The organism is Cupriavidus sp. 05L310, assembly GCF_056398185.1.
Genome location: NZ_JBFTOX010000047.1, coordinates 13,920 through 29,348, shown reverse-complemented (window position 1 = coordinate 29,348; position 15,429 = coordinate 13,920). Strand labels below are relative to the sequence as shown.

Below are 15,429 nucleotides of genomic sequence, written 5' to 3'. Positions count from 1 at the left end.
CCAACCGGGAAACTTGCCCAAGTTTCCCATTCCCCTACCAGACGGGCGAACGGAACTTGCAAGCCATGACGGCAAAAACCCTCGATAAAACACTTCTCGCATCACGGCAGAAGCAAGCCGCTCAGGATGTGAGCACGGCGCCAACAGATGATGAAGAAGCCGTCTGCCTGCGCCTGCGCACGGCACGCATCGAGCATGGCCTTACGCTTGAAGCCCTTGCGGAGCTATCCGGATTCACAAAGGGCTATCTATCCAAGATCGAGAACGGGAAAAAGGCGCCGCCGATTGGCTCGCTGGCTCGCATCGCACGCGCAATGGGCATGGAACTGAGCTATTTCTTTGTCGACACGGATGCCGCGGACGCGGTCTCGCCCGAAAGTGCCGACACCCCCGTCTCCGTGGTACATCATTGGGAGCGCAAACCCGTGTTTCGCGGCGGCAGCGCCTACGGGTACGACTATGTGAGCCTGGCGCACAAGAAGCAGCGCAAGCACATGGACCCCTTCATGTTTACCTTCCCCTCCGAGATCAATCTCGACTTCTTCTTCGAGCATGCGGGAGAGGAATTCGTCTTTCTCCTGTCGGGGAAAGTCGAATTCGAGTTCAAGGTCAAAGGCAAGCTTCAACGCTGCATCCTGGAAGCTGGCGACAGCCTTTACTTCGAGTCCAGCACGCCGCATCGGGGCCGCGCCCTGGAGGGCGATGCACAGGCAGTGGTGGTTGTAATGGAGCCTGCCGAGCCAGACCTCAAGTGAGACGTAGCAAAACAGCAGGCTAGCGAAATGAGTAAGTTGCCCAAAAGGAAACAATGTCATAAGATTGGGAAACAACCCACTCGGAGACAACACCATGCGCATCGCGGTCGTTTTGTATGAACACATTGAGCCCATCGAACTCGCTGTCATCGGGACGCTATCGATGGCGAAACGCGTGACGGAGAAGCTCTCGTACTTCACCGTTTCAGAGCACGGCGGCATGGTCCGGTTGCAGAACGGGCTGCGCGTCGAAACCGACTACGCGTTCGCCGATGCGCCGCCGGCGGATGTCGTGATCGTGACCGGAGGCCCGGGCTGGCGCGAGCAGGTGCATAACAATGGCATGCTTTCGTTTATCCGCCGGCGTCACGCCAGCGGCGAGCGCGTGGCGAGCGTATGTACGGGCGCCATGATCCTCGGGGCCTCCGGCCTGCTCGAAGGCAAGACCGCCACGACAAAGTTTCCTGTCACAGGACCAGAGGAATGCCCGGGCACCACCCTGGCCAGACTATATCCGGACACGCAAGCCGTCCAGGCGCTGGTGGTCGATGAAGGCGATGTCATTACCGGCGGCGGCGTGACGCTCGGCATTGACCTGACGCTCTACCTCCTTGAGCGGTACCTCGGCTCCGAAGTGAGCCACGAGACCGCCCGCATCATGGAGTATGACGCGGCGCTGGACGCCAACCGGCGGCGCCTGCGCACGCTCAGGCATGCTGCCGGACCAGTTGCTTCCTAGCGCGCAGCAGCCGTAGGAATGAGCACGGTCACGCTCAGCCCTTTACCCGCACCTGCATCCTCGTTGGCGTAATCCATTGCGACAGTGCTGCGCTTTGTTGGACCGATGCCGCCTGCGGTATAGTCCTCGCGTTCAATTTCGGTGGAGAGATAGCATGGCGGAGAAAAAGGTTCGGGTGTCGCATATCGGTGTTCCCGGCAACCTGAGTGTCTTGAAACTCAAATCGTATCTGCGGACTGCCTTTGCCGATGCGGCGCAAACGGAGAAAGCGGAGAGTGAGGCGGAGATCCTGCTGGTCAAGGTGCTTGTTCCCCGCCCGCTCGGCTTGCGTGCGGGGGAGAAGCTATTTGACAAGGTGCTGCAAGGCATCGTCGACAAGGACTCCCGTATTACCCGCGTCTCGGTTGAGTTCGTCGATGGCGAAGTTACGCAGCAGACCATTGACGCTAGCATGGCGAGGATCCAGAAGGAACTGGATGAGTTCGGGCACGTCTTGCACGAACGTTCAGAGGATGCGAGCGGGGATTGATCTAGGCCGCGGCGCATGGCAAGCGCAGCTTTCCATGCAACGCGCAAATCGCATCGACACACCAAATGAATCTTCCGCAGAGACTTCGCTATCGTCCTGGCGTTGCGCGCTGAGGCGGGCAAGGGGCACGGAGGGAGATCGCCGGCGACAGTGGGCGTCGACGCTCCCCATGTCGCGGAATGGCGTCCCTACCTACGCGCTCAATTCATAGTCGTCGACCCCGACCACGGTCCGAAGCGTATCGGCGTAGGCCTTGCGTAGATTGCGGGCTTCCCCGGTCCGATCGAACTGCCTGGCGGCTTCGGCAATCAGCCCGGGAAAGGCATTGCGTTGCGCCACGTCGCGGAATGCGAACACACGGCACTGCGTCCCGCTTTTGCCGCACGGATTGGCTTGGGTCAGGCAAAGCACCTCAAGGAAGGCACCATCGGCAAAAGCAACCTCGTCGATGGGCTCCACCACATTCCTCAAGTATTGCCGGTAGGCCAGTTCCTGGCCAGGCAACACCTCGAATCTAAATACGCGGATGCATCCTATATGCTGCGCGATCCAGTTTGAAATCATGGAATCTCTCAGAAATTGTGCCGCATGCCGATCTGGACAGTGCGAGCCGTTGGGTTACCCGGTCCGACAGTGCCCCCGGCGTACAAGCCACCGCCAAGGGAGTACTGTGACCCATTTTTATTGAGAATGCGCCCTGACGCGGCGAACAAGACCGTGCGCTTTGACAATGCGTAGTGGCCGCCGATGGCAATGAGATTGGTGTTTCTGTTGGCCACGCCTTGCGTACGGTCCTTGACCAGCACGAACTGGGCGATAAGCGTGGCCTGCGCACCGACGCCGTACTTCACGCCGAAGGGAAACATGTCGTAGACCTGCTCCGGCCCCTTTGTTGACGGCGTATTCGCCTGGCTATTCCAGTCGCGGTGCCAGCCGGTAAACAGCTTCGCCGGCCCCACCGTGTAGTTTCCCCCCATGGTGAAGGCCTGCAGCTTTCCCGTGTCGGTCGCGTTGCGGTGTGTCACGAAGCCGATGTTGAAGTCGGCGAGGTCGTTCTTCTGCCGCGTGGACACGCCCCACATCCGCCCGGCCCGCTGGTTCCCCGCGACCTCTCCTGGTGCGTACATCACGTAAGTGACACCCGGCCAGCGATCCGGGGACGTCCATAGGATGGAGTTGTCGACCCGCCCGAGCGTGGCACGCGCCACGCCGGCGGGAATAATGGCCGGAAGGCCGCCGGCCAGCCCTGCGTTGAACGCATCGATGTTCCAGAACATCCGGTTCTCGGGAGAGTACTGGCGACCGAACGTCAGCCGGCCCAGCTGCTCGCTGGAAAGACCCATGTATACCTGGCGCCCGAACAGCCTCCCGCCTTGCTGGGACATCCCGTCGTCTGCCCCGAAGCCGCTCTCCAGCCAGTAAACGGCGCTCAGGCCCGGCGAGATGCGCTCGACCCCCTTGATGCCGAAACGCGAACCCCAATCGCTGCCGCTCTGCAGGCGTGTCAGCGTTCCCAGTCCTTGCTTCGAGATATCGAGTGCCATATCCACGACACCAAAGACCGCCGATTCGGCCTTTGCGTCCGAGGTGCAGACCGAGATGCTCAGCCCCGTCACAGCAGCCAATGTTGCGGCATTTGTCTTCATAGCTTTCAAACCGTTAAGCAATACGAGGGCCACACCCCCGCCTGGAACGAGGGAGGGAAGAATTGGAACGCTTGATTGAAGTGCTTGAGGCTTGAGGTGCGCCGACGTGGCCTGCTGTACTACAAGCCGATGGCCGTCGGCCCCGGAATCCGTCGGTGCTTGAGAGCCGGAATGGCTTCGCGGACGCTGCGCAAACGGTCTTGGCTCATCTCGCCGATGACAACGCCTTCGCCCTGGGGCAGGCTGGCAACCACGTCTCCCCATGGGTCGATCAACATGCTGTGGCCAAACGTCTGCCGCTGATTGGCGTGCGTCCCGCCTTGCGCCGCGGCCAGCACATAGCACTGGTTCTCGATCGCTCTCGCACGGAGCAGGATCTCCCAGTGCGCACGGCCAGTGGTTTGCGTGAATGCCGACGGCACGAGGATGAGGTCCACTTGCCGCATGGCCCGGTAGAGCTCCGGAAAGCGCAGGTCATAGCAAATGGATAGCCCCACGCAGCCGAACTCCGTCCGCGCCGTGACCATTTCGGTGCCCGCGACCATCGTCCGGCTCTCGTCAATGTCGCGGGTGCCATCCAGGTAACTGAACAGATGCAACTTGTCGTAGCGCGCCTTCACCTCTCCCGTGGGCCCGAACAACAATATCGTGTTGGTGACCTTTGGCGCTTGCGTGGTAGCCAGCGGGAGCGAGCCGCCCGCGATCCATACGCCGTGCTGCCTCGCCTTGGCGGCCAGGCAAGCCTGGATCGGCCCCTCGCCGAACGCCTCGGCAATCGCGAACTTGTCAGTCTCGTGAAGACCGATCTGGCAGAAGTACTCGGGCAGAAGGACAAGCGTGGCACCGCCGTGCACGGCTTCATCGATCAGGTTTTCCGCGACGGCAAGGTTGTCCGGCAGGCTCGGAGAAGACACCATTTGAATGGCGGCGATTTTCATTTTCCGGCTCTCCGCTTCAGTCCATTTCCGCGTGTGAGGTGGTAACGATCTTGCGCCAGGTCAGGGCATCGCGCTGGATCGTCTCTGCAAATTTCGCGGGGCCATCGCCAATCGGCTCCGCAATCTGCCTGGCAAAGGCATCGCGCACCTCTGGCCGCGCGAGTACCTCCTTCACGCTCTGGCCGATCCTGGACACCACCTGGACCGGCGTTCCACTGGGGGCGCATATTCCTACCCACCCCGTAAAACTCAGCTCGCTCAGGCCCTGCTCGGCCAGCGTGGGCACCGCGGGAAGCTGCGGCAGGCGCTTGGCCGTCCCTGTCGCCAGGCCCTTCACGCGGCCGGATTCAACGAAAGGCAACGCGGAGATGACGCTATCCATCATCAAGCTGACGCGACCGGCGGTAAGGTCCGTATATGCGGGCGTCGAGCCTTTGTAAGGCACATGCTGCATGTCCAGGTGGTTCCGCATTTTCATGGCCACCCCGGCAAGATGCGGCGTCGTCCCGTTGCCGCCAGATGCGAAGTTGTACTTGCCGGGCTCGCGCTTGGCCAGGTTGATGAATTCCTTGAGGGTATTGGCGGGAATTTGCGGGGCTGCCACCCAGATGGTCGGCGTATTGACGATGTGGCTCACCGGGACCAGGTCCTTGATCCCATAGGACAGCTTTGGGTATAGCGCCGTGGCGACCGCCAGGTTCCCGGTAGAGCAAAGCAGCAAGGTGTAGCCATCCGGCGGCGCCTTGGCGACGAATCCCGCGCCGATCGTGCCACCGGCGCCGGGCCGGTTGTCGATAACAAGGGACTGCCCGAGCGCCGTGCTCATCGCGGCGGAGATCAGGCGCGCGACCAAGTCGTTCCCTCCTCCCGCGGGAAATGGCACAACCAGCGTCACGGGCTTGGCCGGCCAGTCGGCCGACACAGCAAGGGTTGGTACCGCGCAGCACAGTGAAGCGAGACTGGCGGCGGCGAGGTGGAACAATTTGGGCATGCGGCATCTCGGTGGCATGAGTGTAAGCTGCTAGAGCTTGACTACGCCTGGGTCGCGAGCCCCCGCCTGATTCCCGGCAACGTATCGCCGTCGGTCGAGGCGCTAAAACAGCAGATGTTGCTCTCGTATCCAGTCGATTCGGACCTCTTCGCCTCGGTTGCCACCTACTTTGACACGCCGCATCTGGCCGGCTTCAAGCTGAACGTTCTCAGCTCCTTGTCCGTGATGTTGCGCCTCGCCTGTGCTGGCGTTGGATACGCGGTGCTGCCCGTTGACCTCATCCGCAACGAGCTCGAGACGGGGACGCTGAGATTTCTCGGGCTCTCCCGGCCGTTCCCGACGCAGACATACTTCGCTTCCTTCATCGATCTGCCGTCGACCCCCTTGCGCCGTATCATCGCCGAGTGCATCCGCGATATTGCGCGGCTGCCGTCGCGGGCGAACGCGTGATGCATGTTGCGCACGCCGATGCACAAGGAATGCATCGGCACACGCACCAGGGCAGCCGGCCGAGGTTTTCAACGAGAAGCATAGTCTTCCTGCCTCCGGGAAAGACCTGGATGGCTATCGAACCCACATCGCCAAGGCGCAGTCATGCGTTCTCAAAAGCCCGCTTCATCGCCATCGCCCCGTCCGTCGTCGCCACCTCCGCCTATGCCTACGACGACTTCGATGCGGGTGTGCAGCGATTCTCCAGCGACTAGCCGGGCTTCCTGTACAGCCGCTTCGCCAACCCGACCGTGCTGACCTTCGAAGCCAAGATGGCAGCGCTGGAAGGCGGCGAAGCCGCGGCGGGTTTTGCATGGAGGACTTGGGCGCATCCCTTTCAATGTGACGAAATATTGCTCTCGACGACGGTGGAAATCATGTCGCTGGTCGCCGTGGGGCTGCGCCCGTCGGTGCATGCGGCATGCCAAAGCCAGTCCGGCGCTGCCGGTTTCCATCACCGCGCTGTACAGCAAGCTCAGCCGGACTGAGCCGCGGCTGGTTCGTGCCCTGGTGCAAGGCAGTGCGCAGCGGTTGGGGCCGGCCGTGCAACCGATGTTGCGCAAGCAGGCGCTATCGGTGAATGGCTAGCGCCAGCGCATTTGTGAGGGGCAGGGTGTTCCGTAGGAGGTTAGAACGCTTTCACATCCTCAATGGTGCATCCCGCCTGTTCGCGCCTGAGCACCCACAGTGTGCTGAATGAACTGAACGGTAGCCGCTCTTCTGATTGTTTCATAGCCGCCCTCATCGCCTAATTTCTCATCGAATTTCGTACTTGTCCGATTGCGGCATAGCGTTTCTCGCTGCACGATGCCGCTCTGGTATTTATGAAATCACTTGCGGGTCTGTGCGCCAGCACTGGCGCAAGGCACATCGGGTTCAAGCCTCATGGCCTTGCGGATCTTGCAACTTCACCTGCGGCGGAGCGTTTTCGCATGGGTATTCGTTTGCCATCGGCTTCCAATCGTACCGTGCGCGTGACGGGTCCGGGCATGCCTGAAATCCTTGGGCGACCCGCCCTGGTTTTTTCCAAGCTGTCTGGCAACGAAGGGATCTGCAGCCTGTTCGAATACGAACTGGAGCTCAAGACCCCCGACGATCGCAATGCCCACTTTGGCCCGGCGGCGGATCTTGATACCAAGGCCCTGCGCGGACAGGAGTTGACGGTGACGATTGCGCTCGATGGCAGCGGCAGCGGATCGTCCGGTGGTGTGGGTGCGGGCGAGCGCGAGATCACGGGGCTTGTCACCGACGTGCGCGGCCCGATCCCGGTGGGCCGGCAGATTGTCTATCGCCTCACGCTGCGCCCGTGGCTGTGGCTGGCGACCCTCACCACGGATTTCCGCATCTTCCAGCAGCAAAGCGTGGTGCAAATCCTCGATACGCTGCTGTCCGACTACACCTTCCCGGTGGAGCGGCGCCTGAATGTGGCGCGCTACCCCAAGCGCGAATACCAGGTCCAGTACGGCGAGAGCGACTTCGACTTCTTCCAGCGCCTGACGCAGGAGTGGGGGATTGCCTGGCACATGGAACACAGCGAGGGCCGGCACCGGCTCGTATTGACCGATGGCAACAGCGCCTTTGTGCCCTTCGCCAGCTCCGCCTATCACGACATCCGCTGGCAGGGCACTGCCGACCGGATCGACGAAGAACACCTGCATGAGTTCGAGTTGCACGACCGGATGGTATCGGGCCAATGGACCAGCTCGGACTACGACTTCGTCAAGTCGCGCGCTGACCTGACGGTACGGGCATCCGATCCACTCGATACCGCGCACGCCAAAGCGGAAATCTATGCGTTCCCTGGCGACCACAGCCAGGCCGCCACCGGTAACGACCCGTGGCAGGAAGGCGAGCAGATTGCCCGCATTCGCATGGAGACGCTGCGCCAGCACGGCACCCGCGCGCGCGGTCGTGGCAACGTGCGCGCCATGGTGCCGGGCTGCACCTTCCGTCTCACGCATTTCATCCAGAGCAAGGCCAATTGCGAGTACCTGATTCTCTTTGCACGATTGTTGATCGAGGAGGTGCCCGAGGCCTCGGGCGGCCAGCAGTCCTGGCGCTGCGAAGTGGCCTTCACCGCCCAGCCTTCCAACGCGTTGTTCCGCCCGGAACGCACCCAGCCGAAACCGAGTACCGGCGGGCCGCAGACGGCCACCGTGGTGGGCCCTGCCGGGGAGGAGACGTGGACCGATGAATACGGGCGTATCCGCGTCCAGATGCACTGGGACCGCCAGGGCAAGCGCGACGCCGGCAGTTCCTGCTGGGTGCGGGTGTCCTCGTCGTGGCAGGGCGAGCGCTTTGGCGCGATGCACGTGCCACGCATCGGCCAGGAGGTCATCGTTGAACACTTGAATGGCGACCCCGATTGCCCATTGGTAACGGGCAGTGTGCCGAACAAGCTGAACATGCCGCAGTGGCCGATGCCCGGCCAGCATGCGCTCTCGGGCTTCGTCAGCAAGGAACTGCGCGGCGAGCGCACCAACACCTTCGTGCAGGACGACACCGAGGGCGAGATCCAGACCCAGCTTCAGAGCGACCACCAGACTTCGTGGCTGGGCCTGGGATTTCTCACCCGTGTGCTGCGCGGCAGCGGACGCAAGGACAAGCGCGGCGAGGGGTTCGAGCTGCGCACCGACGGGCAGGGCGTGGTGCGTGCCAACGGCATGCTGGTCACCACCGAGCCGCGCCGCAACGCCAGCGCCCACCACAAGGACATGGGCGAAACGGTCCAGCGCCTGACGCAGGCGCGCGGCCAGCAGGCAACGCTGGCCGAGCTGGCGCAGGAAAACCAGGCGCAGGAAAGTGCCGACCAGGCCGAGGTGGCGAAGACCATCAAGGCGCAGAACGACGACATCCGCGGCAGCGGCGAGGCCGGCAGTTTCCCCGAACTGGCAGCGCCCCACCTGGTGCTGGCCAGCCCCGCCGGCATCGAGGCCAGCACGGCGCGCTCGACACACCTGGCCTCGGGCGAGCACCTGGCGCTGACCAGTGGTGGCCACACCAGCCTTGCCGTTGGCCAGCGCCTGCTGGTCAGCGTGAGCCGCGGGGTGCGCGTCTTTATCCAGAGCATGGGCTGGCGCCTGGTGGCCGCGGGCGGCGACATCGACCTGCGCGCGCTGCAGGACAGCATCAACTTGCTCGCCAAGCTCAATGTCACGGCCACGGCCAACCGCATCACGCTGTCGGCCAAGGAGGAGCTGGTCGTCAGCGGGGGTGGCAGCGCCACGACCTACAACGCGGGCGGCATCACGCACCGCACGGGCGCGGCCTACACGATCCACGCGGGCAGCTATGCCTTCATCGGCGCGCAGACGCACGCCGCGCAGTTCCCCGACGCGCCCAAGCCGGGCAAGGGCAACCTGGAACTGTTCAACCACTACGCCAACCGGCGCGGGATCCAAGGCGGCGACTTCCGGGTCGAGGACGCGCTGGGCCAGGTGACCATCGGCAAGCTCGACGCACGGGGCTTCGCGGTTGCCAGCGGCATTGCGCCAGGGCCCGCCAAGGTGGTCTTTGGCATCGACCCGGCGGACACCTGGGCCGAGGGCAGCTACGTCGCCAAGCCGACGTGGCCGCCGGCGCAGGCGCTTACCGACGGCGCGCCGGCGCCGGCTGCGGGCGCCGTAGCCAGCCAGTTGCTGGCCACCACCAGGCAAGCCACGCAAGCGGTCCAGGTGGCGCAGCAGGTAGCGGGGGCGGTGAAGGCCGGGCCCGCCGCGCTCGGCCTGTCCGGTGTGCAAACGCTGCTCGGCGCCATGCCGGCGGCAGGCGCGCCGGCGCTGGCCAAGGCAACGCAGCATCCCCGGCTCCCCTCCCTGCACACGCCCGGCTTCGCCTGAGCGACGCGACCCCCTTCACTTCCCCCTTCACGTCTTCGCATTGAATCCATGGCAGACCCGACCCCCGCAGCCAAGCCGCGCGAGCCGCAATCCGCAGTTGCTCCCCTGAACACGATCGCCGTCGAGGACGTCGGCAAGGGCGCCGCCAAGGTCGATGCCTGGCTGCAAAGCGCCAGCGGCGGCGTGGTGACGCTGGCGCGCATCAAGATGGTGGCAGGCAGCTTGCCGGTGGTGGGCAACGCGATGGCGCTGGTGGATGCGCTGGGCGATGTGATGACGCTTGCGCGCAGCAAGTCGCGGCACTTCCTCGACTGGGTGAGCCTCGGCATCAACCTGATCGGCGTGCTGCCCGCGCCGCCGACCATGGCGGCGGCGCGCATGAGCCTGCGGCCCACGCTGGCGCTGGTGCGCCAGGAGCTGCGCCAGAGCGCGAGGGGCATGTTGGGCGATGGCCTGATCGACGTGCTGGTGGGGCACCTGAACGCGACCATCGTCGGCGAGATCGACGACTTCGTGCAAAAGGCGCAAGGCAAGCTGGCCGGCATCCTGAACGACGCCGGGGTGCTGGGCGAGAAGATGACGCTGGAGATCGCCAGCGGCCTGGAGCGGGCGGCGCTGGGCAAACTCGATGCGGCGGGGAACGCGCAGGCGGCGGGCAAGCAAGCCCGCACCGCCGCCAAGCAGATCGTGAACGATCCCAAGGCGGCCATCGTCAACATCTTCGATGCCGCGTGGAACGTCTACAAGGCGGCCGGGAAAGCCGCCGCGAATACCGCGGTCAGGCTGGCCGTGCCGGACGAAGTCCAGCGCAATGTGGTCGCCAGCGCGGCCGAACTTCGCCAGATGGGGCCGCTGCTGCGCGCGCAGATGACCCGGCTCGGCGATCCGGCCGCGCAGCAAAGCATTGGCTGGCTGCTGGCGGTGCTGGCCCAGGCGGTGGCGCGCTGGCGCAAGAAGAAAGGCGCCGGGCAAAGCACCAACGTGCCTGCCCGTCAAACCGGCGAAGCCAGGAAGCGGGCGCACGACGGCGAACTGGGCACGATCAACAACCAGGTACCGGCCAAGGGTGCGCCCGGTTGCAAGAACTGCCCGGCACCGGCCGGGACCGGACCCAGCATCAGCTTTGCCACCGGCGACGAAACCCTGTCGCACACCGATTTTGTGCTGCCGGGGCTGTTCCCCATCGCATGGACGCGCACCTACCGCTCCAGCCTGGCCGCCTATGACCACGGCGAAGCCGGCGCGCGCTGGATCACGCTCTACACGACGCGTTTCGACATCGTCAAGGACGGGGTGCTTTACCACGGCGCGGACGGCCGCAGCCAAGCCTATCCGTTGCCGGACGTCGGCAAGTTCCACCATGATCCCATCGAGGACGTCACCCTGGTGCGGGTCTCGGAGCAGACCCTGACGCTGGCGCGGGGCTTCGAGAGCCAGGAAGCGTACCAGCGCCACGGCCAGCGCTTCCGGCTGACCGGCATCACGCTGCGCAGCGGCGCCGGGGTGGCGCTGCACTATGACCATCGCGTGAACGGTGACACGGTGCTCTCGGAGGTGATCGCCTACCAGGGCGAGACCGTGCTCGGCCACGTCGGCATCCGCCTGGATGACGCGGGGCGCATCGCCGAGCTGTGGCAGATCGCAGGCGGCAAGCTGGTGCGCCAGCTCACGCGCTACACCTACGACGACGCCGGCGATCTGGTGATGGCGCAGGATGAGCATGCCGCGCACTGGGACTACACCTACCAGCGCCACCTCGTCACCCGCTACACCGACCGCACCGGGCGCGGCATGAACCTGCAGTGGCTCGGCGATGGCCCGGACGCCCGCGCGGTGCGCGAATGGGCCGACGACGGCAGCTTCGATACCCGCCTGGAGTGGGACGAGAACATCCGCCTGACCTACGTCATCGATGCGCTGGGCAACGAGACCTGGCACTACTACGACATCCTCGGCTACACCTATCGCATCAAGTACCCCGACGGGCTGTCCGAATGGTTCTTCCGCGACGACGCGAAGAACGTCGTCAAGCACGTGCACACGGATGGCGCGGTCGACCGCTATGCCTACGATGCCAACGGCAACCTCGTCGAGCACATCCGCCCGGATGACAGCGTGGTGCACTACGCCTGGGACGACAAGAACCAGCTCATCAAGATCCGCGACCCCGAGGGCGGCCTGTGGCAGCGCGATTACGACCTGCACGGCAACCTGACCGAAGAGACCGACCCGTTGGGCCACAAGACGGCGTACGCCTACAACAAGGCGGGCCTGCCGGTCGAGATCACGGACGCCAAGGGCGGCAAGAAGCAACTGGCCTACACCCCGTCGGGGCAACTTGCCAACTACACCGACTGCTCGGGCAAGACCAGCGCCTGGAAGCACGGCGAGCGCGGCGAGCTGATCCAGTTCACCGATGCGGCGGGCGCCATCACGCAGTACCACTACGAAGCCGGCCAGCTCGCCCGCATTGTTCACCCCGACGAACGGGTGGAGCACTTCAAGCGCGACGCCGAGGGGCGGCTGCTGGTGCACACCGACGCACTGCACCGGCGCACCGCCTGGCGCTACAACGAAGCGGGGCTGGTTGCCGGACGCACCGATGCCGCCAACCAGACGCTGGGCTACCAGTGGGACAAGCTGGGGCGGCTGGCCGTGCTCACCAACGAGAACGCCGCCAGGACGGAGTTCCTTTACGACCCGGTAGGCCGCCTGCTGCATCAGACCGGGTTCGACGGCAAGGCAACCCGCTACCACTACGAGCCGGCCAGCGGGCTGCTCAGGCAGGTCATCGAGGCCAACCAGCTGCTGACCACGCTCGACTTCGACGCCGCAGGCCGCCTCACGCGCCGCCGCGCCGGCCTGCTGGACGAGGACAACGTGGCCAACGATATGCAAGTGGAGACCTTTGCCTACGACGGCAACGGGCGCCTGATCCTGGCAGAGAACGCCGACAGCCGCTTGCAATGGTTCCACGACGCCGCCGGCAACGTAAAGCGCGAGCACCAGCACTACCACTGCCTGGCGAAGCCCCTGGTGGCCGTCTGGCGGCATGAGTACGACGCGCTGAACCAGCGCATCGCCACCGTGCGCCCGGACGGGCACCGCGTGAGCGCACTAACCTACGGCTCGGGCCATGTGCACGGGGTGATGCTGGACGACCGGGAGCTGGTGCAGTTCGAACGCGATAACCTGCACCGCGAGGTGTTCCGTACCCAGGGCAACCGCCTGGCGCAGGAACAGGTGTACGACCCGGCCGGGCGGCTGCTGGAGCAAACGCTCTCGCAGGCGGACCAAGCCCGGGGCGGCCAGCGGATGCTGCACAGGCAGTACCGCTATGACGCCGCGGGGCAACTCGCCGATATCCGCGACACCCGGCGCGGTGCGCTGCAATACCGCTACGACCCGGTGGGCCGGCTGCTGGGCGCCAACAGCGCGCTGGGCGAGGAAACCTTCGACTTCGACCCGGCGGGCAACCTGCTCCATGACCCGACCACGCGCACCTTCGCCGCGGACCCGGCGCGCGGCAGGCCGGAGTTCCACAGCCGCCTGTCGGGGCGGCCGGCGCTGCTGGACAACCTGCTCAAGGAATATGCCGGCACCCACTACCGCTGGGACGAGCGCGGCAACCTGACCCATCGCGTGACCAACGGCACGGGCGGGCGCTTTATCTGGGACAGCTTCAACCGGCTGGTGGGCTACTCCAATCCGGAGCTGCAAGTGCGCTACCGGTACGATGCGCTGGGGCGGCGGCTCAGCAAGTCGTCGTCGGTCGTCTACTTCGACAACCCCCATGACGGCGAGGGCTACCGGATCAACGAGCGGGCGCGGCTGAACAAGGCACACGGCTGCGCCTTCACGCTCTATGGGTGGGATGGCGACCAGCTGGCGTGGGAAAGCCGCCAGGAGCCCGAGGTGCGCGTGGGGGATTCGTTCCGGTTTGTGCCGGGGGCGGCGCGCACCACGCACTACCTGCATGAACCCGGCAGCTTCGTGCCGCTGGCGCAGGCGGTGCGGCACGAAGGCATCACCCTGCAAGCGCAGCCGGCCTATGCGGAGGAGGACTACGACCTTGACGAGGATCCGCTATGGACGCAGGCCGTCGAGCCGCAGGCGTTTGACGCGATCGCGTGGTACCAGTGCGACCACCTGGGCACGCCGCAGGAGTTGACGGACGAGGCAGGCGAGATTGCGTGGAGCGCGCAGTACAAGGCGTGGGGCGCAGCGCAGCAGGTGATGACGGAGGCGGCGCGCAAGGCGGGGATCTATAACCCGTTGCGGTTCCAGGGGCAGTATTACGATCATGAGACGGGGCTGCATTACAACCGGCATCGGTATTATGATCCGGGTACGGGGCGGTTTATTAGCAAGGACCCGATTGGGTTGGCGGGTGGGATCAACGTTCACGAATACGCGCCCAACCCGACCGAGTGGGTCGATCCATTAGGATTGTGGCCAGGGCAGCCCAGACGCTCGAATGGCCGGTTTGGCTCAGGCCAGAACCCGAACAAGCCCCCACTACCACCAAAGGGATGCGACCTTCACGGCAATGATCTGGACAGCAAGGTGCCGGCGATTGGCTACATATTGCGAGACCGGACGACGGGGGAGATTCTCAAGTATGGGGAAACCACTCGCGGCAAAGCGAGATATATGGATCAGTACCTCAATAGTGAGAACGCCCAAATGATTCCTGTGGCAGCAGGTACCAAGCGAGAGATGCACTGTTGGCAGCATAAGAAAATTCTGGAGTACAAGACCGCGCATGGCGGCGAACGGCCACGTCTAAACAAAAATGACTATTGAGGAGTGGGAATGAAATTGTGGATATCAGGAGAAACGGAGGATGACACTGCGGAGGATTACAGAAAACGGTTCAATATAGTTGAGCCGGAAGTTAACCGGATCTTGGATGATCTGTCGTTCCCCGAAGGTATGGAAAGGTGGTCGTTTATCGCAATCATTCTTTCGGAAAAATTTTTGGACGCATATCCAGAAATAGTACGAAGGTCGTTGAAGCGACGGACGCTGGAATTTCGCCTGCACATTCTTCACGCTGAGTTCAAGCAGGCCAGCCCTGAAAAGCAGATGACGATGATCTTCGATGCGTTGAACCGGTCTGTTGATTTGATGCCGAAGCTTAAAGTCACATTAGAAAGCCAGCAGAAGCTTCGGGCAGCGCTGGCGCAAGCTCGTCGTAGTTTGTTGGCAGAATGATGGCTTTCGGGAGTAACGCATGATGGAGGGCATTGCTTGCGTCGGCGATATGACCGACCACGGTGGTGTGGTGCTGGAGGGATTTGCTGGCACCAATCTGAATGGCAGGCTGATCGCCGGGCGTGGCCACATGGTTTCGTGTCCCAAATGCAAAGGTGTGTTTCCGATCAGTGAAGGCAACCGTGCCTACACCATTGGTGGCACGCCGGTCGCGTTGCATGGAATGAAAACGGCGTACGGGGCCACTCTGATCCCACCTCCACCACGCACAGTGCGGTAGCCGAGG

Annotated in this window: 14 protein-coding genes; 10 read left to right on the top strand and 4 right to left on the bottom strand. The window is 63.9% G+C overall.

Going from position 1 to position 15,429, the window contains the following annotated elements; translation table 11 throughout:
* Window positions 1–65 precede the first annotated feature (65 nt).
* The 3 genes from AC1DS6_RS29210 (at window position 66) to AC1DS6_RS29200 (ending at window position 2,023) form a co-directional block, all read left to right on the top strand.
* A complete protein-coding gene (locus AC1DS6_RS29210; protein ID WP_477103696.1) occupies window positions 66–755 on the top strand; it encodes a helix-turn-helix domain-containing protein in 690 nt (229 codons plus the stop codon).
* A 94-nt stretch (window positions 756–849) separates the two neighbouring features.
* Window positions 850–1,494 carry a DJ-1/PfpI family protein gene (locus tag AC1DS6_RS29205; protein WP_477103695.1) on the top strand — a complete coding sequence of 215 codons (645 nt, stop codon included), beginning with the start codon at window positions 850–852 and terminating at the stop codon, window positions 1,492–1,494.
* 154 nt (window positions 1,495–1,648) lie between these two features.
* Window positions 1,649–2,023, top strand: coding sequence for a hypothetical protein (locus AC1DS6_RS29200; protein WP_477103694.1), 375 nt, complete (start codon window positions 1,649–1,651; stop codon window positions 2,021–2,023).
* Window positions 2,024–2,215: 192 nt separating this feature from the next.
* On the opposite strand, the gene AC1DS6_RS29195 is transcribed toward AC1DS6_RS29200, so the two are convergent.
* The 4 genes from AC1DS6_RS29195 to AC1DS6_RS29180 form a co-directional block, all read right to left on the bottom strand.
* Window positions 2,216–2,587, bottom strand: coding sequence for a hypothetical protein (locus AC1DS6_RS29195; RefSeq protein ID WP_441634993.1), 372 nt, complete (start codon window positions 2,585–2,587; stop codon window positions 2,216–2,218).
* 8 nt (window positions 2,588–2,595) lie between these two features.
* Complete coding sequence (locus AC1DS6_RS29190; RefSeq protein ID WP_477103693.1) at window positions 2,596–3,669, bottom strand: porin; 1,074 nt, start codon at window positions 3,667–3,669, stop codon at window positions 2,596–2,598.
* Window positions 3,670–3,788: 119 nt separating this feature from the next.
* The gene (locus AC1DS6_RS29185) at window positions 3,789–4,607 is read right to left on the bottom strand and encodes a carbon-nitrogen hydrolase family protein (RefSeq protein ID WP_477103692.1); all 819 of its coding nucleotides are present in this window, start codon (window positions 4,605–4,607) and stop codon (window positions 3,789–3,791) included.
* A gap of 16 nt (window positions 4,608–4,623) precedes the next feature.
* Window positions 4,624–5,598, bottom strand: coding sequence for a Bug family tripartite tricarboxylate transporter substrate binding protein (locus tag AC1DS6_RS29180; protein ID WP_477103691.1), 975 nt, complete (start codon window positions 5,596–5,598; stop codon window positions 4,624–4,626).
* On the opposite strand from AC1DS6_RS29180, the gene AC1DS6_RS29175 reads away from it, so the two are divergent.
* From AC1DS6_RS29175 to AC1DS6_RS29145, 7 genes are all read left to right on the top strand, one after another.
* On the top strand, window positions 5,581–6,048 hold the full coding sequence (locus AC1DS6_RS29175) for a LysR substrate-binding domain-containing protein (RefSeq protein WP_477103690.1): 468 nt from the start codon (window positions 5,581–5,583) through the stop codon (window positions 6,046–6,048). The two genes, AC1DS6_RS29180 and AC1DS6_RS29175, sit on opposite strands and share 18 nt — an antisense overlap.
* A gap of 110 nt (window positions 6,049–6,158) precedes the next feature.
* Window positions 6,159–6,302: a hypothetical protein gene (locus tag AC1DS6_RS29170; protein ID WP_477103689.1), complete on the top strand. Its 144-nt coding sequence runs from the start codon at window positions 6,159–6,161 to the stop codon at window positions 6,300–6,302.
* 36 nt (window positions 6,303–6,338) lie between these two features.
* Window positions 6,339–6,575: a hypothetical protein gene (locus AC1DS6_RS29165; protein WP_477103688.1), complete on the top strand. Its 237-nt coding sequence runs from the start codon at window positions 6,339–6,341 to the stop codon at window positions 6,573–6,575.
* A 444-nt stretch (window positions 6,576–7,019) separates the two neighbouring features.
* Window positions 7,020–9,926 (top strand): type VI secretion system Vgr family protein, encoded by a 2,907-nt coding sequence (locus AC1DS6_RS29160; protein WP_477103687.1) that lies wholly within the window; start codon window positions 7,020–7,022, stop codon window positions 9,924–9,926.
* 48 nt (window positions 9,927–9,974) lie between these two features.
* On the top strand, window positions 9,975–14,732 hold the full coding sequence (locus tag AC1DS6_RS29155) for an RHS repeat-associated core domain-containing protein (protein ID WP_477103686.1): 4,758 nt from the start codon (window positions 9,975–9,977) through the stop codon (window positions 14,730–14,732).
* Between the two features lie 9 nt (window positions 14,733–14,741).
* On the top strand, window positions 14,742–15,143 hold the full coding sequence (locus AC1DS6_RS29150) for a hypothetical protein (protein ID WP_477103685.1): 402 nt from the start codon (window positions 14,742–14,744) through the stop codon (window positions 15,141–15,143).
* Between the two features lie 19 nt (window positions 15,144–15,162).
* Complete coding sequence (locus AC1DS6_RS29145) at window positions 15,163–15,423, top strand: PAAR domain-containing protein (RefSeq protein WP_477103684.1); 261 nt, start codon at window positions 15,163–15,165, stop codon at window positions 15,421–15,423.
* Window positions 15,424–15,429: the final 6 nt, after the last annotated feature.